This window comes from Acidimicrobiia bacterium, from assembly GCA_040289475.1.
Lineage (GTDB): Bacteria > Actinomycetota > Acidimicrobiia > ATN3 > PSLF01 > PSLF01.
Genome location: PSLF01000012.1, coordinates 1 through 24,890, shown reverse-complemented (window position 1 = coordinate 24,890; position 24,890 = coordinate 1). Strand labels below are relative to the sequence as shown.

General features: G+C 55.6%; 29 protein-coding genes. 28 read left to right on the top strand and 1 reads right to left on the bottom strand.

Annotated features, from left to right (window positions below):
• From C4318_07215 to C4318_07105, 23 genes are all read left to right on the top strand, one after another.
• Positions 1-225 carry a hypothetical protein gene (locus C4318_07215; GenBank protein MER3454926.1) on the top strand — a complete coding sequence of 75 codons (225 nt, stop codon included), beginning with the start codon at positions 1-3 and terminating at the stop codon, positions 223-225.
• Positions 226-1,374 (top strand): hypothetical protein, encoded by a 1,149-nt coding sequence (locus tag C4318_07210; protein MER3454925.1) that lies wholly within the window; start codon positions 226-228, stop codon positions 1,372-1,374.
• A 152-nt stretch (positions 1,375-1,526) separates the two neighbouring features.
• Positions 1,527-2,156, top strand: a complete 630-nt coding sequence (locus C4318_07205; protein MER3454924.1) for a 16S rRNA (guanine(966)-N(2))-methyltransferase RsmD — start codon at positions 1,527-1,529, stop codon at positions 2,154-2,156.
• Between the two features lie 2 nt (positions 2,157-2,158).
• The gene (locus C4318_07200) at positions 2,159-2,632 is read left to right on the top strand and encodes a pantetheine-phosphate adenylyltransferase (protein MER3454923.1); all 474 of its coding nucleotides are present in this window, start codon (positions 2,159-2,161) and stop codon (positions 2,630-2,632) included.
• An 11-nt stretch (positions 2,633-2,643) separates the two neighbouring features.
• Positions 2,644-3,378 (top strand): hypothetical protein, encoded by a 735-nt coding sequence (locus tag C4318_07195; protein MER3454922.1) that lies wholly within the window; start codon positions 2,644-2,646, stop codon positions 3,376-3,378.
• 101 nt (positions 3,379-3,479) lie between these two features.
• Entirely contained in the window at positions 3,480-3,656 is a 177-nt protein-coding gene (locus C4318_07190) for a 50S ribosomal protein L32 (GenBank protein MER3454921.1), read from the top strand.
• A 17-nt stretch (positions 3,657-3,673) separates the two neighbouring features.
• A complete protein-coding gene (plsX, locus tag C4318_07185; protein ID MER3454920.1) occupies positions 3,674-4,837 on the top strand; it encodes a phosphate acyltransferase PlsX in 1,164 nt (387 codons plus the stop codon).
• On the top strand, positions 4,827-5,135 hold the full coding sequence (locus C4318_07180; GenBank protein ID MER3454919.1) for a hypothetical protein: 309 nt from the start codon (positions 4,827-4,829) through the stop codon (positions 5,133-5,135). Before plsX ends, C4318_07180 begins: the two co-directional genes overlap by 11 nt.
• The gene (gene rnc, locus C4318_07175) at positions 5,117-5,875 is read left to right on the top strand and encodes a ribonuclease III (GenBank protein ID MER3454918.1); all 759 of its coding nucleotides are present in this window, start codon (positions 5,117-5,119) and stop codon (positions 5,873-5,875) included. Before C4318_07180 ends, rnc begins: the two co-directional genes overlap by 19 nt.
• The gene (locus C4318_07170; protein ID MER3454917.1) at positions 5,859-6,695 is read left to right on the top strand and encodes a formamidopyrimidine-DNA glycosylase; all 837 of its coding nucleotides are present in this window, start codon (positions 5,859-5,861) and stop codon (positions 6,693-6,695) included. Before rnc ends, C4318_07170 begins: the two co-directional genes overlap by 17 nt.
• Positions 6,623-6,976, top strand: coding sequence for an acylphosphatase (locus tag C4318_07165; protein ID MER3454916.1), 354 nt, complete (start codon positions 6,623-6,625; stop codon positions 6,974-6,976). Before C4318_07170 ends, C4318_07165 begins: the two co-directional genes overlap by 73 nt.
• Positions 6,973-8,061 carry a hypothetical protein gene (locus C4318_07160; GenBank protein ID MER3454915.1) on the top strand — a complete coding sequence of 363 codons (1,089 nt, stop codon included), beginning with the start codon at positions 6,973-6,975 and terminating at the stop codon, positions 8,059-8,061. The genes C4318_07165 and C4318_07160 overlap by 4 nt, the downstream gene beginning before the upstream one ends.
• 118 nt (positions 8,062-8,179) lie before the next feature.
• On the top strand, positions 8,180-11,758 hold the full coding sequence (gene smc / locus C4318_07155; protein ID MER3454914.1) for a chromosome segregation protein SMC: 3,579 nt from the start codon (positions 8,180-8,182) through the stop codon (positions 11,756-11,758).
• 114 nt (positions 11,759-11,872) lie between these two features.
• On the top strand, positions 11,873-13,048 hold the full coding sequence (locus tag C4318_07150; GenBank protein MER3454913.1) for a signal recognition particle-docking protein FtsY: 1,176 nt from the start codon (positions 11,873-11,875) through the stop codon (positions 13,046-13,048).
• Between the two features lie 17 nt (positions 13,049-13,065).
• A complete protein-coding gene (locus tag C4318_07145) occupies positions 13,066-14,508 on the top strand; it encodes a signal recognition particle protein (protein ID MER3454912.1) in 1,443 nt (480 codons plus the stop codon).
• 111 nt (positions 14,509-14,619) lie between these two features.
• Positions 14,620-14,973: a 30S ribosomal protein S16 gene (rpsP, locus tag C4318_07140; protein ID MER3454911.1), complete on the top strand. Its 354-nt coding sequence runs from the start codon at positions 14,620-14,622 to the stop codon at positions 14,971-14,973.
• 121 nt (positions 14,974-15,094) lie between these two features.
• Positions 15,095-15,412: an RNA-binding protein gene (locus C4318_07135; GenBank protein MER3454910.1), complete on the top strand. Its 318-nt coding sequence runs from the start codon at positions 15,095-15,097 to the stop codon at positions 15,410-15,412.
• 108 nt (positions 15,413-15,520) lie between these two features.
• Complete coding sequence (locus tag C4318_07130; protein MER3454909.1) at positions 15,521-16,078, top strand: ribosome maturation factor RimM; 558 nt, start codon at positions 15,521-15,523, stop codon at positions 16,076-16,078.
• The gene (locus C4318_07125) at positions 16,075-16,893 is read left to right on the top strand and encodes a tRNA (guanosine(37)-N1)-methyltransferase TrmD (protein MER3454908.1); all 819 of its coding nucleotides are present in this window, start codon (positions 16,075-16,077) and stop codon (positions 16,891-16,893) included. Before C4318_07130 ends, C4318_07125 begins: the two co-directional genes overlap by 4 nt.
• Before the next feature lie 103 nt (positions 16,894-16,996).
• Complete coding sequence (locus C4318_07120) at positions 16,997-17,344, top strand: 50S ribosomal protein L19 (GenBank protein MER3454907.1); 348 nt, start codon at positions 16,997-16,999, stop codon at positions 17,342-17,344.
• The gene (lepB, locus tag C4318_07115; GenBank protein MER3454906.1) at positions 17,341-18,045 is read left to right on the top strand and encodes a signal peptidase I; all 705 of its coding nucleotides are present in this window, start codon (positions 17,341-17,343) and stop codon (positions 18,043-18,045) included. The genes C4318_07120 and lepB overlap by 4 nt, the downstream gene beginning before the upstream one ends.
• A 209-nt stretch (positions 18,046-18,254) precedes the next feature.
• Complete coding sequence (locus C4318_07110; protein ID MER3454905.1) at positions 18,255-18,545, top strand: DUF2469 domain-containing protein; 291 nt, start codon at positions 18,255-18,257, stop codon at positions 18,543-18,545.
• 6 nt (positions 18,546-18,551) lie between these two features.
• Positions 18,552-18,935: a YraN family protein gene (locus C4318_07105; protein MER3454904.1), complete on the top strand. Its 384-nt coding sequence runs from the start codon at positions 18,552-18,554 to the stop codon at positions 18,933-18,935.
• Positions 18,936-18,995: 60 nt separating this feature from the next.
• Here C4318_07105 and C4318_07100 read toward each other — a convergent pair whose 3' ends face one another.
• Entirely contained in the window at positions 18,996-20,105 is a 1,110-nt protein-coding gene (locus C4318_07100) for a hypothetical protein (protein MER3454903.1), read from the bottom strand.
• Positions 20,106-20,355: 250 nt separating this feature from the next.
• Here C4318_07100 and C4318_07095 point away from each other — a divergent pair, with 250 nt between their 5' ends.
• From C4318_07095 to C4318_07075, 5 genes are all read left to right on the top strand, one after another.
• Entirely contained in the window at positions 20,356-20,760 is a 405-nt protein-coding gene (locus C4318_07095; protein ID MER3454902.1) for a hypothetical protein, read from the top strand.
• Between the two features lie 5 nt (positions 20,761-20,765).
• On the top strand, positions 20,766-21,056 hold the full coding sequence (locus tag C4318_07090; protein ID MER3454901.1) for a hypothetical protein: 291 nt from the start codon (positions 20,766-20,768) through the stop codon (positions 21,054-21,056).
• A 186-nt stretch (positions 21,057-21,242) separates the two neighbouring features.
• Complete coding sequence (locus C4318_07085; GenBank protein ID MER3454900.1) at positions 21,243-22,802, top strand: ATP-dependent protease; 1,560 nt, start codon at positions 21,243-21,245, stop codon at positions 22,800-22,802.
• Between the two features lie 13 nt (positions 22,803-22,815).
• Entirely contained in the window at positions 22,816-24,072 is a 1,257-nt protein-coding gene (locus C4318_07080) for a hypothetical protein (protein ID MER3454899.1), read from the top strand.
• A gap of 36 nt (positions 24,073-24,108) precedes the next feature.
• The coding region (locus C4318_07075; protein ID MER3454898.1) for a hypothetical protein at positions 24,109-24,890 on the top strand (782 nt) is incomplete at its 3' end.

Below are 24,890 nucleotides of genomic sequence, written 5' to 3'. Positions count from 1 at the left end.
GTGCGTCGGGTCATAAAGGTCCAAGACAGCCAAGAGCGAGGAGGGCTGAACTTGATCTGGTTCACCAGCGTCCTCGGAACTCATCGCCGAGGAAGGAGCGACGACGAAGACGGTTTCTCGATCGTGGAGTTGTTAGCATCGCTCACTGTCTTGGCTATTGGAATCGTAGCTCTATTGGGGACCCTCGTTGTGGCCGCGAGGGCCGCTGGTACTCAAAGAGGCTGAATGAACGCAGTGTTTGCTGCAAATCGCGCTTTCGAGGACGTGAGAGCTCGCCCTTACAACCAGATAGCCTTGTGGCAGAACGATCCCAATTTTGCACTCAGGCCGCTCTCAAGTACAGCCACCGAGACTGTAACGACTGACACTGCCCAATACGCTGTGCCCGTTCGTAGGGAACCTATCGTGCTGGCCGGTGTCTCGTATCAAATTTTCCAGAACATACTATGTGCCTCTCACCGACACACTGACCGGCCAAAGGTATTCGAGAGCCTACAAATTGGTAGTAGTCAAGGTCTTGTGGTCGGACCACGTGGGCAATCACCAGATACAGCCGATAGTAGGCAGGGGGGAGAGCCAGTGTGCCCACCACAAGAACCCATTTTGGGAGCAGCGGGCCAGTTGAGGTGCGCAAGTACTGCGTGGGCGGAAATTCCCATGGTTATTTTTCCTCCCGATGGACAACAGTTTAGATGTGGGGTCGAGGGAGGTAACGTGCAGCGGGCTCCTGCTCCCTTTACGGTAGATCAGCAGCAACCGCCCCCGAGTGCACAACCGTTGCCGTCATGCGGATCTATAAATGCTACTTGTACGTTGAGCCCAGCTGATTTTGCAGCATTGCAAGGCGGTGTCACCTATAGGGTTCAGAACTTAACTCTGGGGAGCAGTACCGATCAATCTTTGTGCAGCGCTGCAAATATCAGCCAGAGCAATCCGGTGGTTATTTACGTCACGGGAAGCCTCACGATCCAGGGAGGGGCACTTATAAATGTCAGAGATAGTGGTAACACTCAGGGCTGTATCAATAGGCCATTCGTAGGTCCAGTTATCGATGGATGGGGGCCCACTACCCAGCCTGGGGGATTGCGAATCGTGAGGACTTGCCCCAGTAATCCTCAAGCGATAGATGTTGGAAGTGGAAGCCACATACCTCGGGCTTCGATGGTGTTGGATGCAATGTGTTCTAAGGTGGTTGTCAATGGCGGCCCCCACTTCTATCTCTTCGGTGCAGCCTTGTTGGATCAGTACACCGACAACGGCTCTCTTAGGGTGCTCGCTTACGACCGTCAGCTAGCACAGATTACGACCCGGAAGTTTCGAATCAAGGATTGGAGGGAAATTCCGCCTGTACCTGATCCAACCACAGCTCCATGACAGCCTGATACAGTTCCCGATCGTTTGCGAGGAGCAATCCTCCTCGAAACGTGAGGGTGTTCGCACCCGGACCCACCCACGCAGAGCCCCGCCTTCTATGGCGGGGCTCTGTATTCTTGGCCAGTAAGGTAAGAGATAAGAGCGAAAGTTCAATGCGCGTAATTGCAGGCAAGGCCAAGGGTACACCACTGGCAGCGCCCAAGTTAGCTTCTGTGAGGCCCATGACCGACCGGGCAAAAGAGGCGCTGTTTTCGCATTTGGGTGACCGCTTGCACCAAGCAAAGGTACTCGATTTATTTACAGGAAGCGGGTCGCTCGCAATCGAGGCTCTCTCTAGGGGAGCTTCAAGCGCTGTCATGGTAGACGCTTCAAAGTCGGCTATCAGAGTAGCTAGAGACAACGCGATACGCTGTGGGTTCGACAACAAAGCAAGTTTTTTCTGTGACGATGTCTGGCGCTTCGTTTGCCGATTAGAGTCCTCTTACAATTTCGATGTTGTATTCGTCGACCCTCCTTATGCGATAGAAGACAAGAGGATAGCCAAGCTTCTCGAGGATCTTGGTTCTCGGCTTCGGCACGGGGCTACCGTATGCTTGCATAGGGAGCGAGCGCGGCTCGGGCCTCCGAGACAATATGTCGGAGCGAGGTCGAGAGGCGCCGGCCGACGCGACGGATCGGAGCCGAGGTTGCTTCCCTGGCCGGCGCGTTATCGAGTACTCTTCGAGCGCGCTTACGGCGGTTCTGTACTTGGTGTTGGAGAGATAACTTACGAAGGATCTTGACGATGACCAAAGCGCTCTGTCCGGGGTCGTTCGATCCTGTCACGATCGGGCACGTCGACATTATCGAAAGGGCTTCGGCACGCTTCGACAGCTTGGTAGTAGCGGTCGTTACAAATCCATCCAAAGCACCTCTGTTCAACACCGAAGAAAGGATGGGCCTTCTCGAAGAAGCCGTAGGCCACTTACCGAATGTCGAGATTTCAAGCTTCGATGGCCTACTAGTAGACTTCGCCAAATCGATAGGTGTAGATGTAATTGTCAAAGGGCTGAGAGCGGTTTCTGATTTCGACTACGAGATACAGATGGCTCAGATGAACAACAAGTTATCTGGGATCGAGACATTCTTTATGGCAGCGAGCCCGGTCACGTCGTACCTCTCTTCATCATTGGTAAAAGAAATCGCACGGTTCGGTGGAGATGTGTCATCCCTTGTGCCGCGCGGAGTCGCCGAACGACTCAAAGCGAAATTTTCTTAGGACATGAGGCGATGAGTTTGGCTGAAACCCCACCCGACTCGGACCGGAACCGAAGCGCTGCCGGATCGGGAATTCCCGATGTTGTTTCCGAGGGATCTTCCCAAGAGAGGAGCTTTATCGAGGCGTCGATTCCTACCACTCCCGAAGAGGATATCGAGTCTAAGATTCGAAGAATCGAGGAGATGGTTCACAACGCCAAATCCATGCCCCTCTCGTCTTCGGTGCTAGTACCCAAAGACGAACTTCTCATGTATCTTGCAGATGTCAGGGAGTCGCTTCCCCAGGAGCTACGTCACGCACGCTGGATTTTAAGGGAGAGAGACGAGTTCATTGCCAGGGCTCGTCGGGAGGCTGAGTTGATCGTCGAGGAGGCTCAATCAGAGGCGTCCCGTATCGTAAGCGAGACCGAGATCATGCGAGAGGCCGAGTGGAAGGCCGGTTTGGTCCTGAGCGAGGCAGAAGAGCGAGCGCGATCTCTCAAGGCTGAGACCGATGGCTACATCGACTCCAAACTGGCGTCTTTCGAGATGCTGCTCAGGCGGATGCTCGAGACAATTGTGGCGGGACGAGAGAGGCTTAGAGCCGTCCCTGAAGTAGAGACTTCTCCGTCCAGAGATGCTGGTGAGGTCGACGATGTGGCCAACCAGGGCCAAGATTTTGCGGTTCGACAACCCCAACGACGCTCTGGGCTCGTCGAAACGGAAGAAGAGTACAGCAGCGATTTCTTCGATCAAGACCAAACCTGAGGGTTTCGAATGCTCGAGGGGGTATCCTGGCACCTGTTCGGTAGTCGTCTATAACCCAAAAAAGTCTGCCTCTCATTACTGGGATTCTGAGGAGCCGCGCTATGGCAGTACCAAAGCAGAAGAAGTCCCGATCCAACACAAGGCATCGTAGATCTCAGTGGAAGGCGCATCTAGCCCCGTACGCGGAGTGCCCTCACTGTCATAAGCCCAAGCTCCCGCACAGAATGTGCACGAACTGCGGGAAGTACGCTGGCAGGACGGTCGTAGAGACAGAGTAGACGCAGAAAAGTACTGAATGTCTGGAGCCAACTCGGTCGGGGGTGAAAGGGCGCGGTCTCCGGTTGCGCTAGATGGGATGGGTGGTGACCACGCCCCGGAGGCCACAGTAGAAGGAGCCTTGAAGGCCGTGGCCAGCGGCGCGCACGTGGTTATCACTGGGCCGGAGGGCGAGATACGTCGTCATCTCGAATCCTGCGCTAAAAAGCTCGATCTAGACTTGGATTCCATGATTTCTTATCCTTCGGGCGCGTCGGAGATTTCGGGGGGCTCTACGGAGCCAGCAAACTCTGAGGCTTGGGCCAAAACCAACAGGGGATCTCTACGCATCGAGGACGCCCCAGATACTGTGGGAATGGGAGAGGAACCCGCGCGAGCCGTGCGTTCGAAACCCCGATCTTCGATAGCTGTTGCGTGCTCTCTGGTGGCCGAGGGCAAAGCATCAGCCGTCGTATCGGCTGGATCTACCGGAGCTGCTGTTGCGGGCGCCGTGTTTAAATTCGGTCGGATAAAGGGAATTTCGCGGCCTGCATTAGCGACTGTTGTACCGTTTCCCGCTCACCCGATCATCCTTATCGACTCCGGAGCGAATGCCGATTGCAAGCCGGGGCAGTTTTTAGATTTCGCCGTTATGGGATCTGTTTTTGCTGAAGCAGCCTTGGGACACTCCCCGCCTCGAGTAGGTCTTCTCAACATAGGTGAGGAAGAATCCAAAGGGTCGGCCTTGTATAAGACCGCGTTCAATATATTGCGGTCTGTAGCGTCGCTCAGTGAGTGCCCCTTCGAGTTCGTAGGGAACGTCGAGGGTTATGATCTTCCCCATGGAAAAGCGGACGTTGTAGTAACCGACGGGTTCACCGGAAATGTCGTGCTAAAACTCTCCGAGGGAATAGCTCGAAGCCTCATTCAAGAGATTGTATCCGCAATTGCCTCTAAGACTACGGGGGAGACTCAAGCCCAGGCCGTAGGAGCGTTGCTGGAGTTACGTCAGAAGGTTAACGCTGACGGAAGGGGAGGCGCATGCCTTCTTGGAGTGAATGGCTTGACAGTCATAGCGCACGGTTCTTCTAACTCGGAGTCGATATGCAGGGCCATACTCTTCGCAAGCAGTGAGCGAGCAGCTGGAATTCAGCAGAGAATCGCCGAAGTAGCCCCCTGGACTGCAGCTGCAGATGCCATCTGAGACGCTCTCACATGGGCCAGCCCGCTCGTACGAGTCGCTCGTAGAGGCGGTACTCGTAGCCTTCGAGAGCGCTGGCCTTTCTGCCGGGGGATTTATCGATCTCCATACTCGTCTCGATGCTTTGGAAATCGACGACGTCGACTTGTTGGATCTCGCCGAGATGGTTGCAGAAGATCTCGGGGAGAGAGGCCTTGCTCATCTTGACGGCTCCGAGCTAGCAGAGTGCGAAACAGTTGGGGACTTTGTATTGTTGCTGGCTGTCGCTGCTGGTCTGGATAGATCGAAAGGAGAGTCGTGACAGCTCCAGAGCCCGACTCTTCTGACCATGAGATCGAAGAGGCGATCGGGTACAGATTCGCCCGAAGGGAGCTTCTCAGGCAGGCACTGTCCCATCGCTCTTTTGCTTCCGAAGCCAGCCAGCAAAAGGACTCTCCCATTCCCTCCAATGAACGTCTCGAGTTTCTAGGAGACGCGGTCCTTCAGCTAGCTGTAACTGTTCACATTTACAAGACATACGACGCACTTACCGAGGGGATGCTCGCAAAGGTGCGCGCATCTGTTGTGTCCTCCTCGTCGCTAGCGGAGGTCGCAGACGAGCTCGGATTGGGAGAACACGTCCTTTTGGGCAAGGGCGAAGAGGCCTCTGGCGGACGAGAAAAGCCGTCAATTTTGGCGGATGCGATGGAGGCCCTCATAGGTGCGGTGTATTTGGATGGCGGCTGGAAGCCGGCTAACGCACTAGTTATGAGACTGCTGGGTCAGCGAATCCGTGAGGCTGCCGAGGGTCCTGGAGGCAGCGATTACAAGACACGTCTTCAGGAGCTGGCTTTGGCAAATGGCTGGGGACTGCCGAAGTACTCGATCGAAGAGGAGGGGCCAGACCACGCCAAGAAGTTTTACGCTACGGTTTGGGTAGGCAGGTCCGGCACTGGTTCGGGGGAAGGGCGCTCCAAAAAACAAGCTGAGCAAGAAGCGGCACGTGCGGCTCTCGAGTCGCTTGGATCAGAGGGACAGCAACAAGATGCCCGAACTTCCTGAAGTAGAAGTGATCCGTAGAGACCTAGAGCGCGAGGTCGTTGGTCGAAAAATCGCTGACGTCGAGGTCTACAGAATGCGGACCATTAGGCGCCATCCGAACAAAACGCGCTTTAAAACTGCTTTAGTGGGAAGAAAAATCATCTCAGTAGGCCGTCGGGGTAAGTACCTGGTCCTCAGACTCGACAACGAGAGTGCTCTAGTTATTCATCTAGGAATGTCGGGGAGGTTGTTGCGGGAAAAGTCGAAAAAATCCGCGACCCTTCCCCATACTCAGGTTGTCATTACTTTTACTCAAGGTGGCAAGCTCTGCTTTGTCGACCCTCGTCAATTCGGAGAGATGTTCGTGACCTCTCTGGACGAGTTGGACAACATTCCCGAGCTTCAACATCTAGGATTTGATCCGATCGAAGATCCGATCTCATGGATCGACTTCGGCAGGCGCATCTCGGAGAGAAAGGCAAAGTTGAAGTCCCTACTAATGGACCAGGAGTTCATCTCCGGGATCGGAAACATTTACTCTGACGAGATTCTATTCGAGGCCGGACTTCGGTATGACAGGCGCTCGGACTCGCTAACTTCCCAAGAGGTCAGACGTCTCTCCAGAGCTATCCAAGAGGTTCTACACGAAGCAATCAAGCACCGTGGCACCACTGCCGAGGACGAGCAGTACGTAGATCTCTTTGGAGAGCCAGGCAGTTTCCAGACGGTCGCTCAGGTCTATCAACGGACGGGAAAGCCCTGCCCTCGATGCCGAACGCCTATCGAGAGAGCCAAGTTCGGTGGACGGCACACTTGGTACTGCCCACAGTGCCAGTCGTGAGCCAGGAGACAAAGATAGCAAGACGGATCAGGATAGAAGGGCGAGTTCAGGGCGTATTCTTTAGGGACAGTATTCGATCGCTCGCCTCACGACTCGGGGTATATGGGTGGGTCCGGAATCTGCCAGACGGAGCGGTCTTGGCTCATCTCGAAGGATCTCCGGAGCCGGTGGGCAAGGTGATCGACTTCTGTCACGAGGGCCCGCCGGCTGCCCGTGTCGACAGGATCTTAGTAGAGGACGCCGAGGTCTATGGTCACACTGATTTCAGGATTCTAGGATGAAACGCGCTGTAACGGCGTTTTTCTTCAAGGTCGTAACACCGTCTTTAGCGGGTCTACTAACCTTCGCTGTGCTCTTCAACGCAGTTACAGCCAAAGCACAGCTCGACCCAGAACGGGCGATCGAGGTGAAGAAAGTAGAGGGCTCCTTCGTTAGCGGTTCGGGGGTTCGCACTCACTACATAAAGCAAGGAGACGGCGATACCGTAATTGTCTTTATTCACGGATTCGGCGGCTCTACCTACTCTTGGCGAGAGAACTTGGAAGATCTAGCACACAAGTACACCGTTATCTCCCTAGACGTGCGCGGATTTGGCTATACCTCAAGGGACCCCGCAGCAGAGTACAGCCCGAGGGGATACGCCACCCACGTGTCGACGTTTCTCGACATTCTCGGCGTGCGCCGCCCAATCCTTGTGGGCCACTCGTTGGGGGGCGAGGTCGCTATGAGAATTGCGCTTCAGCGTCCCAACGATATAGCGGGACTCGTGCTCATTGATTCTGCGGGACTTCCAATGGAGCGTCGTTTCCAGGTTCCTCCCGTTCCGCAGCCCCTGCAGACGATGCTGTTGCGGCTCGCTACCTCGAAAAGAATTGTGCGAGCGGGCCTGAGTCAGGCCTTCTACGACCGCAGCCTGGTGAACGATGCGATGATCGCAGCTTATAGGGATCCATTGGATGTCGAAAGAGCCGAAGAAATGTTGTGGCGAATGATTAGAACAACAGCTCCCCAGCTCAACAGGTCCGAGCTCCAGCAGATATCTATTCCTACGCTTATTCTCTGGGGAAAATATGACCGACTGATTCCTCTTCGAAACGGCGAGGAGCTTGCATCCCTCATAAAAGGGGCACGTCTTGTGGTCTTGGACAGGGCTGGGCACATACCTCAAGATGAAAGAGCCGACGACGTAAACGCTCTAATAGACTCGTTCGCATCGGTTGCTGGAAAGCCTCTTCCTGGACAACCAAAACCAATTACTCCTCCTCCGAGAGCGGGGCCATCTCCGCTACCCAGCGCCTCGCCGTCTCCGTCGCCCACGGGACGTGGAGTAGCTCCAGGCCCTACTGGAGGTTTGCTTTCTCGGTGAGGCGTCGAGACCGAAATACCAAGGCACGGGTGCATCGTTTGCTAGCATCCCACGATGAGGTTGCATTTTCGCCGCATCGATGGTTTCCAAGATATAGCTTGTCGGAGGAGGCTTTCGTTTGCTCCTTAAGTCCTTGGAAATAAAGGGCTTCAAGTCTTTCGCCGACCCTGTCACGATCGAGTTCGAGCCCGGCATAACCGTCATCGTGGGACCGAACGGGTCGGGCAAGTCCAACATCGTCGATGCCATCTGCTGGGCTATGGGTACCCAGGCAATCTCGACACTGAGAACGGGCTCCATGCAAGAGGTCATCTTCGCCGGCTCTGGAGTCCGCAAGCCTTTGGGGCGGGCTAAAGTCACGATTACTATCGACAACTCCGACGGGACGCTTCCCGTCGACTTTAGTGAGGTTGCCATCTCGCGAACTCTGTACAGAAACGGGGAGAGCGAGTACGCGATCAATGGAGCTTCCTGCAGGCTCGTGGATATCCAGGAGCTGCTGTCGGACACTGGTGTGGGCCGCCAATTACACACGATTGTGGGCCAGGGGCAACTCGACGCCGTGTTGACGGCAACCCCCGAGGATCGCAGGTCAATGATCGAAGAGGCAGCAGGGATCCTCAAGTACAAGAAAAGAAAAGAGCGTGCCTCGAGACGCCTCGCTACTACGGAGGAAAACTTATCTCGGATCTACGACATCATGGGAGAAATCAAACGTCAAATACGTCCTCTCCAGCGGCAAGCCGCTGCCGTACAGCGTTATAGGGAGGTGAGCGCAGAGGCGGCTCTGCTCCGTAAGCTTCTCGCCTGGAGAAGACTGGCTGCAGCAAGAGAAGCACGCAGGCAGGCTCAAGAGCGGCTAGAAGCGGTGCGCAAGGAAGTCGAAAGGTTGGAGTCGCTCTCATCTTCCTTGAGCGAAGAGATAGAGTCTGTAGCGTCCGACCGAAACAAAGTCTCCTCGGTGCGCCGCAGTGGCGACGAGGCGTTATCAAAACTGCGCGACCTTCGCCAGGCATGCGGATCTTTGGGTGACATAGCCCGGGAGAAGAAGAAATTCTTCGAAGCCGTCTCCCTGCGGTCTGCCGCCCAGCACCTCGACCTTCTTGGTGCTGAAAAAGATCAGCTGGACGAGAAACTCGCGGAAATCGAGGCAGTTCTTCCGGTTCTTAGAGAGGAGTTAGAAGCAGCTATCACGGAAGAGCGCCGGCTAGCTGCCGAGGCCGAGTCATTGAGGATGGAGATGGCTGCTGGTAGCGAAGCGGCGTTACGGGCTGCTGAGGCCGCCGGAGAGCGGTCCTCTCTAGAGTCTTCCATAGCCCGGGCGGAAATCGAGGTTTCTCAAGTGGTAGAAAGGGCACGGGCACTTGACCAAAGGCGGCTGGAATTGGTCGAAGAGCGAAACCGGCTCGACGAAGAGATCCGGCGTCTCGACGCTCGCTCCCAGCCTCTCAGTGAAGAGGTGTCTCGCCTCGTGGATCTTAGAGAGGTTGCCCAAAGAGAGATCGAGGAACTCGAGCGGGAGCGGGAGGAGGCTCAGGCAGAGCTGTCTATTTGGAATGGGAGACTAGAAGCCCTCAAAGAGCTGGCTGCACAGTATTCGTCGACTGAAGGCCCGTCTCGGATAGCGGAAGCATCTCCTGATGGCTTCATAGGTACTTTCTGGGATTTGCTGGAGGTAGAGCGGGGGAGCGAGGTTGCTGTTGAGGCCGCCCTCGGTGACTTTAGCCGAGCTGTTGTTGTGAACGGAACCTCAGGTGTTCTTTCTGCTGCAGCGGTGCTTCAAGACGGAGAAGAAGCGGCCTGGCTTCTGGACGCGCAATCAGTCGAGAACGACAGGGGAATCAAGGTGCGATTCCGAATTGGGCCAGTTACCCAGGTTCCCCCTTCCTCAGAGGCCCGCCCTCTTGTCACGGCTGTAAAGGTTCGCGGGGGCGACGAGCGAATATACGCCCTGGTTCAGATCTTACTCTCTAGGTCATATCTGGTCGCCAACTGGAAGTCAGCTGTGGAGTTAGCCGAAAGATATCCAGAGTTGACCTTTGTGACCCCCCAGGGCGGTATCGCCGGCGCTGGCGTCTATAGGGTGGGAGCCCAGGCTTCAGGTCCCTTCTCTCAACTCGCGCTTCTCACGGATGTAGCTACAAAGGCCAGGGCAGCGGAGAACCGTCTGCGGGCTGTCACTGCGAATTTAGCTCGCCGGCGCAAAGATCTGCACTCCTTGGAGCGAGATCTTGAAGCGACCCGATCCGCTCTCGCCGAGTGCGATGCCGCTCTTACCGCGGCAGCAAACGAGCTTGGGCGTGTCGATCCCGAACTCTCGAGGGTCGACGCGGAGCGGGCTACGCTCAAAAAGGCTGAATTGAGCCTTGTCGCCCGCATTCAAAAGGACCGCCAGAAGTTAGAGGAGATCGAAAAGCTCTTAGAACAACTTAAGGCAGGGGCGCCATCCCAGGAGAGCCACGCATACAGCCTGGCCGGCGCCGACGAACCCCGGCTGTCGGAGGTAGAAGAAGCCCTGGCGTCGTCAAGGGAGAAGCGACGCGAACTCGAGAAGGCATTGACAGGGGCTGAGGAGCGCCATTCGATGCTGGCATCCAGGCGTGAGCAGATCGCCAAGAAGCTTCAATCAGAGCAACAACGGCTCGCTGCCGAAGACAGAAAAAGGCATTTAGCATCTTATTTAGCGAGGAAGGCACAGGCTATTGAAGAGGCCGCGGGCGGCTTGTTGGCGTCAATATCTGCACTAGAGAAAGACGCCTATTCGGTGTGTGACATTGTGAGGCCAGTGGACGACACATGCTCACGCCGTCTCGGAGTTTTGCGAAAGCGGCTCGAGGAGACGTCTCAGAGCTTGGCGGCGGCAGCAGAATCCCTCCAGGCGGCCGAGATTGAAGCGGTACGCACGGCGACAGTACTAGAACAGGTTGAATCGGAGTACAAGAGCGTTACCGGCGAAGAGGCCCCATCAAGTCGCGATTATTTGCAGGCTGGAACAGGGGCACCAATTTTCCCACCGGAGCTAGATGAGCTCGACGATCAAACGGTCCAGGCCCAGTTGAACGCAGTAGAGAGAGATCTCGAGAAGATGGGTCCCATAAATCAGCTCGCGTTAAAGGATTACGAGGAGGCCTCTTCTCGGTTGGAGTTTTACGCTGCTCAGGCGCAAGACTTGGAGGAGTCCAAGCGGGAGCTGCAAAAGGTCATCGCAGCCGTCGATAGCCAGATTGAACTGCTATTCCGCAATGCCTTCGACGACATTGCCCGCTCTTTCGAGACGACCTTCCAGATGCTTTTCGAAGGGGGTTCTGGACGACTATACCTTCAAAATCCTTCGGATCCACTCACCTCGGGTGTCGAGGTGGAAGCAAAGCCTGCTGGGAAAGCGGTCAAGCGGTTGTCCCTTCTTTCTGGTGGAGAGCGATCTCTCGCTGCTCTTGCTTTTTTGTTCTCGATCTACAGGGCGCGTCCCTCACCTTTTTACATTCTCGACGAGGTAGAGGCTGCACTTGACGACACTAATCTAGAGAGGTTTTTGAGACTCCTACGGGACTTCCGTGATCACGGCCAAGTTGTGATAGTCACCCACCAGAAGCGAACGGTAGAGATTGCGGATTGTCTATATGGGGTATCGATGCAAAGCGAAGGTGTATCAAAAGTCGTCTCCTATAAAGTATCCGAGTCCTTGAGTTACAGCTGATCGTCCTAGGGGCCGATCTATGCTCGCCGAGATAGAGCGGTTACTCTTCGAATGAACGTACTGTTTTTAGTTTTAGGGATCGCTGTCGTACTAGCCATCGCGATAGTCGCTGTGATGATCTATGCCAGGACGCGCGTAACGCGTGTTTCTAGCGGAAGCCTGCTTGCACCACCGGCGACTTCCACGCCTCAAAAGGCTTTTCAATCTCGGGATGACGTCGAAAGCTTCGACGCTTCAGCTGAGGCGGGTGTCTCTGTGAGGAATGCCGATGTCGGGCTCGAGGAAGCCCTCTCCAATTCCGCCACCCTTTCTTCGGGCGAGGGTGGTGAGAACCTAAAGAAACCTGGCTCTGGTCGAGGAGTCGCAGCATCAGCCGATAGGCTGTGGAAGGCCAAGCTAAAGAAGGCTCGCGATGCCTTGGGAGCCGCTCTAGCTGGGGTGGCGCGAAGACAAAAGATTGATGCCGGAACATGGGATGCCCTAGAAGAGGCCCTCCTAGCCGCGGATGTAGGCGTGAAGATGACCATGGATTTGGTTTCTAGAGTCGAAAAACGCGCGCGGGCTGAGAACCTGTCTACTTCCGAAGATCTCATTAGGTTAGTAAAGAGCGAGACAGTTTCCGTTCTACAGGGAAAGGACAGAACCCTCGTTCGATCAAAGACTCCTCCCACTGTGTACCTGTTCGCAGGCGTCAACGGCACGGGCAAAACTACCTCGATCGCCAAACTTGCCAAGCGTTTTGGCGATGCTGGCCAAACAGTGGTCATAGCAGCCGCCGATACATTTAGAGCTGCTGCAACCGAGCAGTTGGAGATATGGGCAAAGCGCGTTGGGGCTCATGTTGTCAAAGGCTCAGAAGGGGCCGATCCGGGCGCGGTTGTCTTCGATGCCATAGGGTATGCGCGTGCACATGGAGCGGATTATCTTTTGGTGGACACAGCTGGCAGGCTCCACACTAATCAGAATCTGATGGAGGAATTGAAAAAAATTGCTCGGGTAGCATCGAAGGCTGGGGCGGCTCCAGCAGAGACCTTGTTGGTTATCGATGCGACCACCGGCCAGAACGGTCTCTCTCAAGCAGCCCGGTTCAAAGAGGCAGTGCAGATAACGGGTATTTTTCTCACCAAGCTCGACGGATCAGCAAGAGGCGGGATAGTAGTGGCAATAGAAGACGAGTTGGGTGTTCCGGTAAAGCTTGTAGGAGTCGGCGAGTCAGCCGACGACCTTGTCACCTTTGATCCAGAAGAATTTGCCGAGGCTCTCTTCAACGAGAGCATTCGGCCGGTCTGACGCCAGGGAGCGGTACCTTGTTCGAGGCCCTCAGCGATCGCCTCGAAGCTGCGTTTCGACGTCTTCGCTCGCGTGGCCGGTTGAGCGAGGCGGACGTAGACGAAGCCTTGCGAGAGATTCGTGTAGCGCTATTAGAAGGCGATGTCAATTACAAAGTCGCAAAAGATTTGATATCGCGGGTCAGAGAGAGGGCTATTGGTGCCGAAGTCCAAACGAGTCTCCAGCCTGGACACCAAGTTGTCAAGATCGTCCACGAAGAACTCATCAGGACTTTGGGGCAAGACCCTGTCAAGCTCCGCCTTGCCTCTATTCCTCCCACGATCATTTTTATGGTTGGACTTCAAGGTTCGGGCAAAACAACCACTGCCGGTAAGCTGGCCTACTACCTAAAGCGCCAGGGCAAGAAACCCATCTTAGCGGCGTGTGATCTGCAAAGGCCCGCAGCCGTCGAGCAGTTGGTCAAGGTCGGTGACCGAGCCGGTGTGCCCGTGTACTCCGAGGTTCCTCCTCAGAATCCTGTTGATGTAGCGATGAGGGCTTTGGAGTACACGCGGACCACCGACCACGACGTGATGATCGTAGACACAGCTGGCCGGCTTGCCGTCGACGAAGAGCTGATGCAAGAGCTGAGCAGGCTCCGCCAGAGTCTCGCTCCTCATCTGGTGCTTCTTGTTGTAGATGCAATGACAGGCCAGGATGCGGTAAGCGTAGCTCAGAATTTCGTTGAGCGCGTCGGGGTAGACGGAGTGATCCTTTCGAAGCTTGACGGAGACGCCCGGGGCGGAGCAGCGATATCGGTGCGGGAGGTGACCGGTGCACCTATCTACTTTGCCGGTACAGGCGAGGGTCTTGCAGATCTGGAGCCTTTCTATCCCGATCGGATGGCTGGGCGGATCCTGGGAATGGGTGACGTCCTCACTCTTATTGACAAGGCAGGGCAGGCAATCGATCGAGAGCAGGCTCTCACTCTCCAGGAGAAGATCGCAGCAGGAGGATTCGACTTAGAAGACTTTCTTCAGCAAATGCGCCAGCTAAAGAAGGCGGGACCGCTCACAAAACTGCTCTCCTTGCTCCCGGGAATTCCCGGAGTCGGAAAGATTAAAGAAGAGGACCTCGACGACAAAGAGTTGTCCCGGGTGGAGGCTATCATCCTTTCGATGACACCCGAGGAACGGCGCAATCCAAAAGTGATCGATGGATCTAGGAGACGGCGTATCGCTCGGGGTTCTGGTACTAGCCCTCAAGATGTGAATGCCCTGCTGCGCCAGTTTGGAGAGGTGCAAAAGATGATGCGACAGCTCGCCTCGGTGGCATCTCCTATAAAGGCGATGAAGATGGCGAGGGGAGACGGCATCGACATTTTGGCCCGCCCGACTCCCACAGGCCTTCCTTCCGCTTTTACTGGCCGATCCAGGCACAAGTCCAGTCGCAGCCAGAGAAAAAAACGACGCAAGAGATAAGGGTGCGGATTCGAGTAGCGAATTTGGTACTAACGCGGCGCTCCCTTCAGTATCCTGATCCACGTCACATACCGAGAGAAACACCTATGTAGACAAACAGGAGAGCGAGGCATGGCGGTCCGAATAAGGCTCTCGCGAACTGGAAGAAGCAAGGTTCCTACCTACAGGGTGGTAGTTGCCGATGCTAGAAGCCCGCGAGACGGAAAATTCATCGATATTTTGGGGCGTTACGATCCGAGGCCAGACCCGTCGGTAGTGGAAATCGACAACGAGAAGGCCGTGGGATGGCTTATGAAGGGGGCCCAGCCATCGGAGGCTGTTCGGAAACTGCTAGAGATTTCGGGAGCCTTTGACGAGTTTGAGAGTGCTCGGGACAAATCTTCGGGTACTACAAAATCCAAGGGCGCCACTCGGGCCGACTCCAGGGCGCGGACCAAAGCAACAAACGACGAAAAAAGCGCGTAATCCTAGAAGGGTAAGGGCCGAATAGGCCAGAGTGACCAAGGCAGCGGTGAACAAGAGTGCTGAGGCCTCGGGCAATCCGTAACGAGGACTTCTGGAACAATGCATAGAGAAAGGCAAGAAGTTGCGGGCAGACGACTACGAAGACTACGACGAAATGGACGACTTTGATGAGGTTGCTCCAGAGGGCAATCGTCTCCCTGGCGCTACTGCCCGGGCAGTGCTGCACTATGCGGCCTGCGCGATCGCAGACAAGCCCGAGGAAGTATTCGTGGAGGTCCTCGAGGGACCGAACGGAATAGTTCTAGAGCTGCACGCTGCTCAGGAAGACGTAGGCCGAATCATAGGGCGCAACGGGCGGGTCGCATCCGCTCTCCGGCAGCTCGCCAGGGCTGCTGCATACCTCGACAAAACCGAGGCCACTGTAGAGATAATCGACTGAAACCTACATATCTTGCAGCAGTAAATGTCTGTGAAGGACGGGGTCTCGCCCGGCGAAGACGTCGACAGGATCTCGACAACTGCTCTCAGATAGGATTGGTGGCCCAGAATGAGCAGGGAATCGCACGTCTCCATTCCAGACGGCCTCTTGCTGGTGGCATTAGTGCACAGGCCTCACGGAGTGAAAGGGGAGGTTTCGGTCGAGCTTGTGGGAGAGAACCCTGGTCGACTCTCGCCGGGTTCTCGGCTGGTAGCAGTGAGGGAAAACGTCATTTATCTCGAAGAGGTTGTCGTTTCCGCATCCAGAATACACAGGGGTCGTTACATAGTCCGCTTTTCGGGATTCGAGACGAGAGACGAAGCCGAGACTTTGAGAGGAGTTGCGCTTTGTATCTCGGAAAAAGACACACGTCCCCACGATCACCAGGTATGGATCAAGGATCTATATGGTCTAACTGTGGTGGATACGAAGGGGAGAGTGTTGGGCGAGGTCGTCGAGGTTCTTACCTATCCAGCTCAGGACGTTTTAGAAATCAATACTCCCGCAGGCCGGAGGCTGCTGCCCTTTGTCGAGCAACTAGTGCCCAATGTAGATCTGGATGCTGGGCGGATAGTTGTAAATCCTCCCCTTGGCGTATTCGATGAGTCCGGAGAAGACGAGGACTGAGGGACTTGAATCCTCGTTTCACCCTCAACATCGTGTCTATTTTTCCTCAATACTTCGATGGACCCCTTGACGTTTCCCTAGTAGGCAGAGCGAGGGAGCGGGGAGTAGTTCATGTCTCGATCTTGAACCCCAAGGATTTCGTCGAGGCGGGGCAGCGCGTCGACGACTATCCATATGGAGGAGGCGCTGGCATGGTTGTCCGCGCAGAGCCGGTGATTCGGGCGGTGGAGAGCATCCCTTCTTCGAGACGGGGTCGAATTCTGGCTATGTCAGCGGCGGGAAGGCCTTTTCGGCAGTCCGAGGCTGAAGAACTGAGTAGATCGAGCGCGGTGACAATTATCTGCGGAAGGTACGAGGGAATCGACCAACGAGCTTTCGAGCTATTAGGGGCCGAAGAGTTTTCCGTTGTGGACTGTGTTCTTGCGGGCGGGGAAGCGGCAGCTCTCGTGGTCGCGGAAGCCACAATAAGGCTGATTCCAGGAGTCATGGGCAACCTCGAATCCGCAGAAGACGAGTCGCATGTCACCGGAGTTCTCGAGTATCCCCACTATACGCGTCCTCGGGTTATACGCGGTCTTGAGGTTCCTCCGGTTCTCGTATCGGGTGACCACGACGCGGTGGCTCGTTGGCGTCGTGAGCAGTCTCTACTGAAGACAGCGCGGTACCGAATGGACCTTCTTTCAAAGGCGATCAAAGCGGGATTGGTTTCCCCGGACGAAGCGAAGTGGCTTGAAGAGCAAGGGATTAGGTTAGCGGGCCCAGCCTGTTTATCGGAGGCTCATGGCAAGGAGCGAGTAGAGCGGTCAAAACCCTAGGATTGCAGGATACAGGTAGATTAGACTTCGATACCGCCCAGTCTGGGCTGTCTTGCTGTTTCCAGTCACCGTAACGGACTACCTAAGAAGGGGCTTTCAAGCCATGCAAAAGCTCGACTTCATCGAGAAGCCTTATCTGCGCGAAGACATTCCACAGTTCGGACCTGGCGACACTGTAAAGGTATCGGTAAGAATCCGCGAAGGAAACAGGGAACGCCTGCAAGCATTCCAAGGGGTAGTCATTTCCCGGAGAGGATCGGGGACAAAAGAAACTTTTACAGTGCGCAAGGTTAGTTTTGGAGTCGGTGTCGAGAAGATCTTCCCCTTACATTCTCCCTCCATCGCCTCAATAGAAGTCGTTACGCGAGGGGACGTGCGCAGAGCGAAGCTGTATTATCTGCGCTCCCGGGTCGGCAAAGCCGCAAAAGTAAAGGAAAAGCGGCCCCATTGAAATCCGCCGACACCAGCGGAGCAGTTCAAGCGCCTGAACAAAAAACACAGGTATCCCTACACGAGGAGGCTGAAAAACCCACAGCGCCGGAGAGTACGCACCTTCCTTTTTGGGTCGAATTACCTGTATTGATTTTGGTCGCACTCGCTCTCGCCGTGGCCGTCAAGGCATTCGCTTTTCAGGTGTTCAAAATTCCATCCGCTTCTATGTATCCCGCTCTGCAAGTGGGGGACCGGGTGGTCGTGGCTAAGCTGTTTTTCGATCCATCCACGCTACACCGAGGAGACATAGTTGTATTTGTCGATCCTGGAGAGCGGGGAAAGCAAGACACGAGATCTTATCTTGAAAAAGTGCGCGATGGACTCGCAGAGGCGCTGGGGGGCGAAGGGCGCAATCGCCATCTCATAAAACGGGTTATTGGCTGCCCGGGCCAGCTTGTGCAGGGCAGGTCCGGCCAAATTTTCATTGACGGAAAGCGCATTGACGAACCTTATCTGCCTTTGGGAATCACTACCAGCTGGGAAGGAACCGTTAAGCTGGGCCCTGACGAGATCTTTGTCATGGGGGACAACAGGAACGCCTCGGCAGACAGTCGGGTTTTTGGACCCGTGAAGTTGAACGAGGTCGTGGGTCGCGCTTCTTTGAGAATCTGGCCCCCCTCGGCGTTCGGTGGACTCCCAGGGGGTCAGGGCACCTGCTAGTAGGCGAATCGGGGCGCAGCACTTCAAAATTGTTTGGTGCGTATAAAGTGTGTAGGAATTCACACGGCTATCGTCCGCTGCGGACATATCATTATGGCGTGAAGGCGTCTCGTTCTCTCCTGGGCGATGTCTGCTGCGCCTATGCGGCTGGCCGGTCGTGTATCCGGGCGATTTCTTCCCGCTTCTGCAATCGCACCCTGGAGGTCTAATTGTCCGCTGAAGACCTTGAACGCTACGAGACCGAGATCGAGCTCCAGCTTTATAAGGAGTATCGGGATGTACTCCCGATGTTTAGGTATGTCGTAGAGACGGAGCGTCGTTTTTACCTCGCCAACAACGTAGATTTGCAGGTGAAGCACGCCGATGGGCGCACTTACTTTGAGGTCGATCTCGAAGATGCGTGGGTGTGGGATATGTATAGGCCTGCGCGCTTCGTCAACAAAGTACGGGTCGTGACTTTCAAAGACGTCAACATAGAAGAGCTCGCAAAAGAGCCCTGATTAGCTGTGACGGCTTCAGGTGCCTCGGGTCGTGCACTAGCTCGGTCTGGCGAGCAATTGGTCGCTTTACGCTACGAGTCAGCGGGATACCGAATTCTTGCGCGCAATTGGCGGTGTTGCCGCGGTGAACTAGATATCGTCGCGTCCCGCGGCGACGAGGTTGTTTTTTGTGAGGTGAAGACCAGATCGTCTTTGGCTGTTGGATATCCCGAAGAAGCTGTAGGGATGGCCAAGCAAAAAAAGCTGAGAGAGTTAGCGAGCGAGTTTTTGTCTAACGTGGAACGATCGAAAGCGCCGCGTGGCGAGTTTCAAGTTCGATTCGACGTCGCTTGCGTGATCGTTCCTAGAGACGGTCCTCCAGAAGTGACCATTTTGGAGGATGCGTTCTGAGCTGAGCAGCAATGGGGACGGCTTCTGCATAAAATCCTTGGCTATAAGCGTTGCGAATGATCAGATTCCGAGCATCCTAGCTAGATCTGGAGGGACCGGACCTCCAGGTGTCCAAACCGCTGCGATCTCCCGGATCCTCTCGTAGCTTCGATCGCCATACCCAACTATCAGGGCGAACTGAGATGCTTTCCTGAGCTTTGCAACGTACTCGAACGGATTGTGGGATAGTTCGTCTAAGGCCGTTATTATCACGTCTGCGTTAGTGTCGAGGAGGCCTAAAAGGGCTCCTTCTTCTGAGTCGGTTTCTAGGACGATAGATAGCCCAATTCCAGCCAACATCGAGGAAATGTGGCGTCTGTGGTCAGGGTCAGGATGGACCACCGCCACCTGGATAGACCCGCCTACTTCGGAAGGCTTTGCGGGAACCTGTCCCGATGGCTTGTCTGCCAGAAGCGAATCTATTTGGCTCCTTGTATCTGCGCTGCTTCGGGAGGGAGTACCGATTCCAACCAGATCGTCGATGCTGCTGGCTCCCTCCAGCGACGCTGCATCGGTCGGCACAGCCTTGACTGGCATTCCTAGGTTGACAGGCTGCTCCAGCTGGGCCCGCAACTGTTCTTGGGTCAGCTCTTCGTCTCCTGAAGTACCCTGTGGTGGGGCTACTCCCTCTTGAGACTGTTTCGCCTGGGCCATTGCCTTTTCCATCCAGGCTGGTAATTTGTCGCCCGCCACAGTTGGGGATGTCTGCTCAGGTTGGAGAGATGACCCGGTGGAAGCCTGGCCATGGGCGGCTGGCTGGGCGCTGGCGGCTGGAGGTAGCGAAGTTTTGAAAGCGGTACGCTCGCGGCGACCTGCTACTCCTGGAGATACTTGCGGTCCGGCAGACGGCTGGGCACCGATCGCCCTTATGACAGGTTGGGGACGAGTCTCGACTTCCTCTTCTTTTTTCTCTTGTCTCTTCTTTTTCGGTCGGGACGCTGAGCCCGAAATCACCGGTCCCGCCGGTCCATACTCTTTAGCCAGGAGCTGCTTTTCGTAAAGGCCGATACCAAACCCGGCGATGCCTGCTGCGGCGCCTGCGATCAGCGGTTTGGTGAAGAGATCGAAGCCTTTGTCACCAGGAACTAGCAAAACCATAACGAACGCAGCAGAGAACTCTATTGCGAACATTTGGATGGGTCTAGTTATAACCGGGCTCTTCATTGGTACTCTACGCGGCGCCCTCGTCTTGCTTTGAACACCCACTCGCTAATTCTGAGTGGGTATCTTACTGCAATGCCCACACGACCAGTGCTGCTACTATGATAAGCCCGCCTACTGCGAAGAAAAGGTCGGACCGCCGTTTTATGCGACGGGAGAACGGATTGAATCCCATAGATCTTATGCTATCAGAGTTCTCAACATTCTAGGGAGGCAAGGTATGGCCGCGTTTTTGACGGATGAATGGATTGAGCTTGCTAGATCTATTTACGAAGAGGTAGATGAGGTGCCAGAGGAGCTCCGACAGCTTTCGGCGATAGTGTCGGTGAGGGTAAATGGGTGTCCCCACGGCGATCCACACCAGCGCTTTTTTGTAATCGTTGACGAGGGGCTTGTAATAGACATGGGCCGGGGAGACCCGCCTGTGGAGGCAGACGCTGTGGTCGAGGGAGACTTTCAGACGGCTAAGGAGCTGCTTTTGGGGGAGATCTCTGCTGAGGCAGTGATAACTCAGGGGAGAGTGAAGATCGAGGGCGACATAGCAAAGCTGGTCGCTTTTGCCACTCAGCAAAAGCACCCGGTTGTGCAAGAGCTCACGGCCAAGATCAGAGCACAGACCGACTGAGCGAATTGCTTCTTCAACTCGGAGTCAATTACGCGATCGTCGGCGCTTACGCTAATGCGTTCGGATTGGCTGGGTACGCAGAGGTTGTGTCGGAGATAAGGCGCCGTTGGGATGCAGGGGACCGAAAGGGAGCTTTGGACTCTGTGCCCTTGGAGATCTGCACCGATTTAGCTTGTTTCGGCTCGGCCGAAGACGTGGCCTCAAGAGTGCGCCAGTACCTGGATGCTGGTGCCGAGGTATCGGCGATTCACGCTCGATACGGTGCGTTTTGCTTCGAGTGCTGTCCAGGCGGATGACGAAACGATATAGTCTTGGCCGGGCGCGTTTTGTCATACCTCCAGAGTAGTCTTGGCTGAGAGGATTCGACCTTAGGCTCGCTTGATTCGACTGCCGTCTTCGCTGTGAAGGTCTCAGACTTTCGACGGAGTCGCTATCGATTTGGATGAAGGCAGCGTCTTTTCGAGTGACTAAAGAGGGGGGACATGTCAACTCTTGCCAAGGTGCAGACTGTTACGGTCCTTGGCATCCAGGCGTACCCTGCTACCGTAGAGGTTCACATAGGTAGAGGACTCCCACAGGCCTCAGTTGTCGGCTTGGCCGATACAGCCGTTCGAGAGGCCCGGGATCGGGTCAAAGCTGCCTTTGAGTCTTCTGGACTTCAATGGCCACGGGGAAAGATCGTTATAAACCTCGCTCCCGCGGATCTTCCCAAGGCGGGAGCGGCTTTCGATTTACCGATCGCAGCAGCAATAGCGGTTGCCTCGGGAATTGCTCCACCCACTTTTTTAGAGGGTGCTGTGGTGGTTGGGGAGCTGGGGCTCGACGGCGGTCTCAAGCGATGTCGAGACATCTTGCCGATTGCAGCTTACTGTCGGCAGTTGAGATCGAAGCTTGTCTTTCCCGTTCACAACTCCTGGGAGGTGGCTCTAGTGGAGGAGGTAGAGGCTGTTCCCGTGGAAGACCTCTCCGGCCTCGTTTCTTTGATGAAGGGCGAGTCTAGGCCTTCGCTTCTCATGCCTTCGGATAACCGCGAACCTCTGCCTAAGCCATCGGGGGAAGAGCGAGTCGGCGAAGCCGAGATCGCGTCGGTCATGGTCGAGGCCCCTCTAGGACGGGGAATCGCTGCTGCGGCAGCGGGAATGCTGAACATCTTCTTGTGGGGGCCGCCGGGATCTGGCAAGACACTCATCGGAAGAGGATTCTGCGCGCTTCTCCCGGACTTAGACACCAACGCTTCTCTGCAAGTGCGCATGATACATAGCCTAGTATCCGATCGATTCGATAACCAGCTCCCAAAAAGGCCGCCCTTTAGAGGGCCGCATCACACGGTGTCTCCGGCTGCTCTCGTTGGAGGTGGAGGTGGAGTGCCTAGACCCGGGGAAGTGAGCTTGGCACATCATGGGGTGCTATTCCTGGATGAGCTGGCGCTGTTTTCATCTCCGGCCCTAGACGCACTCAGACAACCGCTCGAAGACGGAGTCGTTCGAATCGCCAGGGCGAAGATGACGGTTGAGTACCCGGCACGCCCAATGGTAGTTGCTGCGACAAACACCTGTCCTTGTGGGGCCTCTAGGCGGTCTCAGAGAAACGGGGATCAGTCATGTCGCTGTAGTGAGCAGGAAAGAGTGAGATTTCTGCGCAAGATAAGCGGCCCTTTTATTGACCGCTTCGACTTAGCGTTACACATGCATCCGCCTGATCCCGCTGAGCTGCTGCAGTCTAAATCGGAGTTTGATCGCCGTTCGATGGCTTCCATGATCGAAGAGGCCCGTGCACTGCTAGCAGCCCGCACCGGCTCCACGACTCCGTTGGCGTGGTTTCCAGCTAGGGCCTTACGAGAATTGTTGCCGCTTCGGGCAACCGCCCGGAGCCTCTTGGAGAGGTGGGCGGTTCTGCAGAGAGTTTCAGCAAGGCGCATTCACAAGATGATGCGACTGTCATGGGCACTCTCAGCATTGGACGGTGCAGAAGAGCCCGAGCTCTGCCACGTAGAAGAGGCATTGAGCATGTTCGTCCTGCCGGCTGAGCTTTCGGAAAGCTAGCGGGAGCTAGACGGTGGAGGCTCGCATTTTTTCGCCCCCTTCAAAGGAGTCGGTAAACACAGATATCGAACTGTGCGCGCTAGCGCTTATGTCATGCCCACACCTAGGCACCGCCCGTCTTCGACGGGCCGTCGAATTCTTCAAGGGTCCTGCCGGCGCGGTCGATGCTTTGGCGGCGGGGGAAGCAGTGGCCCTTTCAACTAGGCGGGACCGAGTCACTCCATCTCAGGCTAAGCGCGTCGCCAGCTACCTGGCGGGCTATGACTATGAACGCGCGAGAACAGCATTGGCCGAGCTTGGGGGGAGGGTGATCTTCCAGGGAGGACCAGCCTACCCTGAATTCCTCGCATCTTCTCCGGTTGCTCCACCGTTTTTAGTTCTCGCAGGCAACGGTGAGCTTCCCAACGTCGGCTGCGTGGCTGTCGTGGGTACGAGGCGGGCTAGCGTGACCGGCCTCGAGGTTGCCTTTCGGCTAGGACTAGGGCTCGCAGAGCGCGGGATCACAGTGGTGTCGGGGATGGCGAGAGGGATCGACGCGGCGGCTCACTTGGGAGCCTTGGAGGTCGAGTCCCACGCTGGTACAGCTCTGTCAGTTGCCGTGCTCGGGTGCGGAATAGACGTTGTCTATCCCAAGTGCAATAGCAAGTTATATCGCTCTCTCCTGAATAAAGGTGTTGTGGTCAGTCAGTACGGGCTAGGGGCCCCGCCGGAAAAGTGGCGATTTCCCGAGCGAAATCGAACGATAGCCGGATTCTCCGTTGGAGTGGTCGTAGTGGAATCCTTTTTGTCGGGTGGTGCACTTTCAACCGTAGCCGCTGCCAACGAGATCGGAAGAGAGGTGATGGCGGTTCCAGGTTCGGTGCTCAGTCCGGCCGCCTCGGGAACCAACCAGTTGATCTGGGAGGGCGCCGCACCTGTGCGCTCTGCCGAAGATGTAGTGGAATGCCTTTCTGCGCTAGCGCTACCTTCGCACGCCGAACTCCTCGATAATGCGACATGTCAAAACGTGCCGGCCAGCTGTAGGGCAAATGACCAACGAATTGAGTCTTTGAATCTGACGCAGGCGCAATCGGAAATTTTATTCCTCTTAGGGGACGGGGAGCCTAGAACCTTGGCCGAGTTATCAGCCAGGTGTGAAATGACCCCGGCATCGGTGATAGACGCGCTAGCCGGTTTGAGTCGAGCGGGTCTCGTCGTTCCTTACGGCGGGGAGCGTTTTGTCGCTTCTAGTTCCCCCCATGCTAGAGCGCAACCCTCATACTGGAGGTAAGTACAGAGAAAGCTATGTAAGAGAGCGTAAGACACAATGGAGGACATCGGGGCTGCCGAGGCCATCTTTGAGGCCTACCTGACATGGCTATATGTAGAGCAAAACCGGTCTTGGAACACCCGAGAGGCATACCGACGTGACCTTAGTAACTTCCTGGGCTATCTCCGAAAAGCCAATAGATCGTTGGAAGACCTTGACCGGCGCCTTGTTCGCAGCTACCTCTCTCTTTTGGGCACTCTGGGCTTGTCTACGGCCACGATTGCACGGCGGGCATATGTGCTTCGAAGCTTCTTTCGGTACTGCCACAAAAGAGGAATCATTGTCCAGGATCCATCATCATTAGTGGAGGCCCCTAAGGTTCCTCGCAGGCTTCCCAAGGTACCTGCGGCTAGGAACCTCTTGAAGGCCCTCGACGAACTGATACCCCCAGAAGACGATGCGGTTGAAAGAGCCTTGATGCTTCGAGATATTGCTCTTTTTGAGCTCTTGTACGGAAGCGGACTTCGAGTATCCGAAGCTCTCTCCTTTACTTTGTCCGCTTGGAACAAGGTTTCCGATTCCGCCCGCGTAAGAGGAAAGGGCGGAAAAGAGCGGCTGGTTCCCATTAGTTATCCATCTCGAATGGTGGTAGAGGCCTATCTGAGGGAAGGGAGGCCAGTTTTGGAAATGTTGAGCCGTTCGAAACGGATACAAAGTGGCAAGGAGATCTCCGGCTCGGATCCTCTTTTTCTCAACAAGCGAGGTAACCCCATGACGCGCCGCGATGTTGCTCGATCGTGCAAGCGGCTCGAGGTCAAACTGGGCAAGGTCACTCCCCA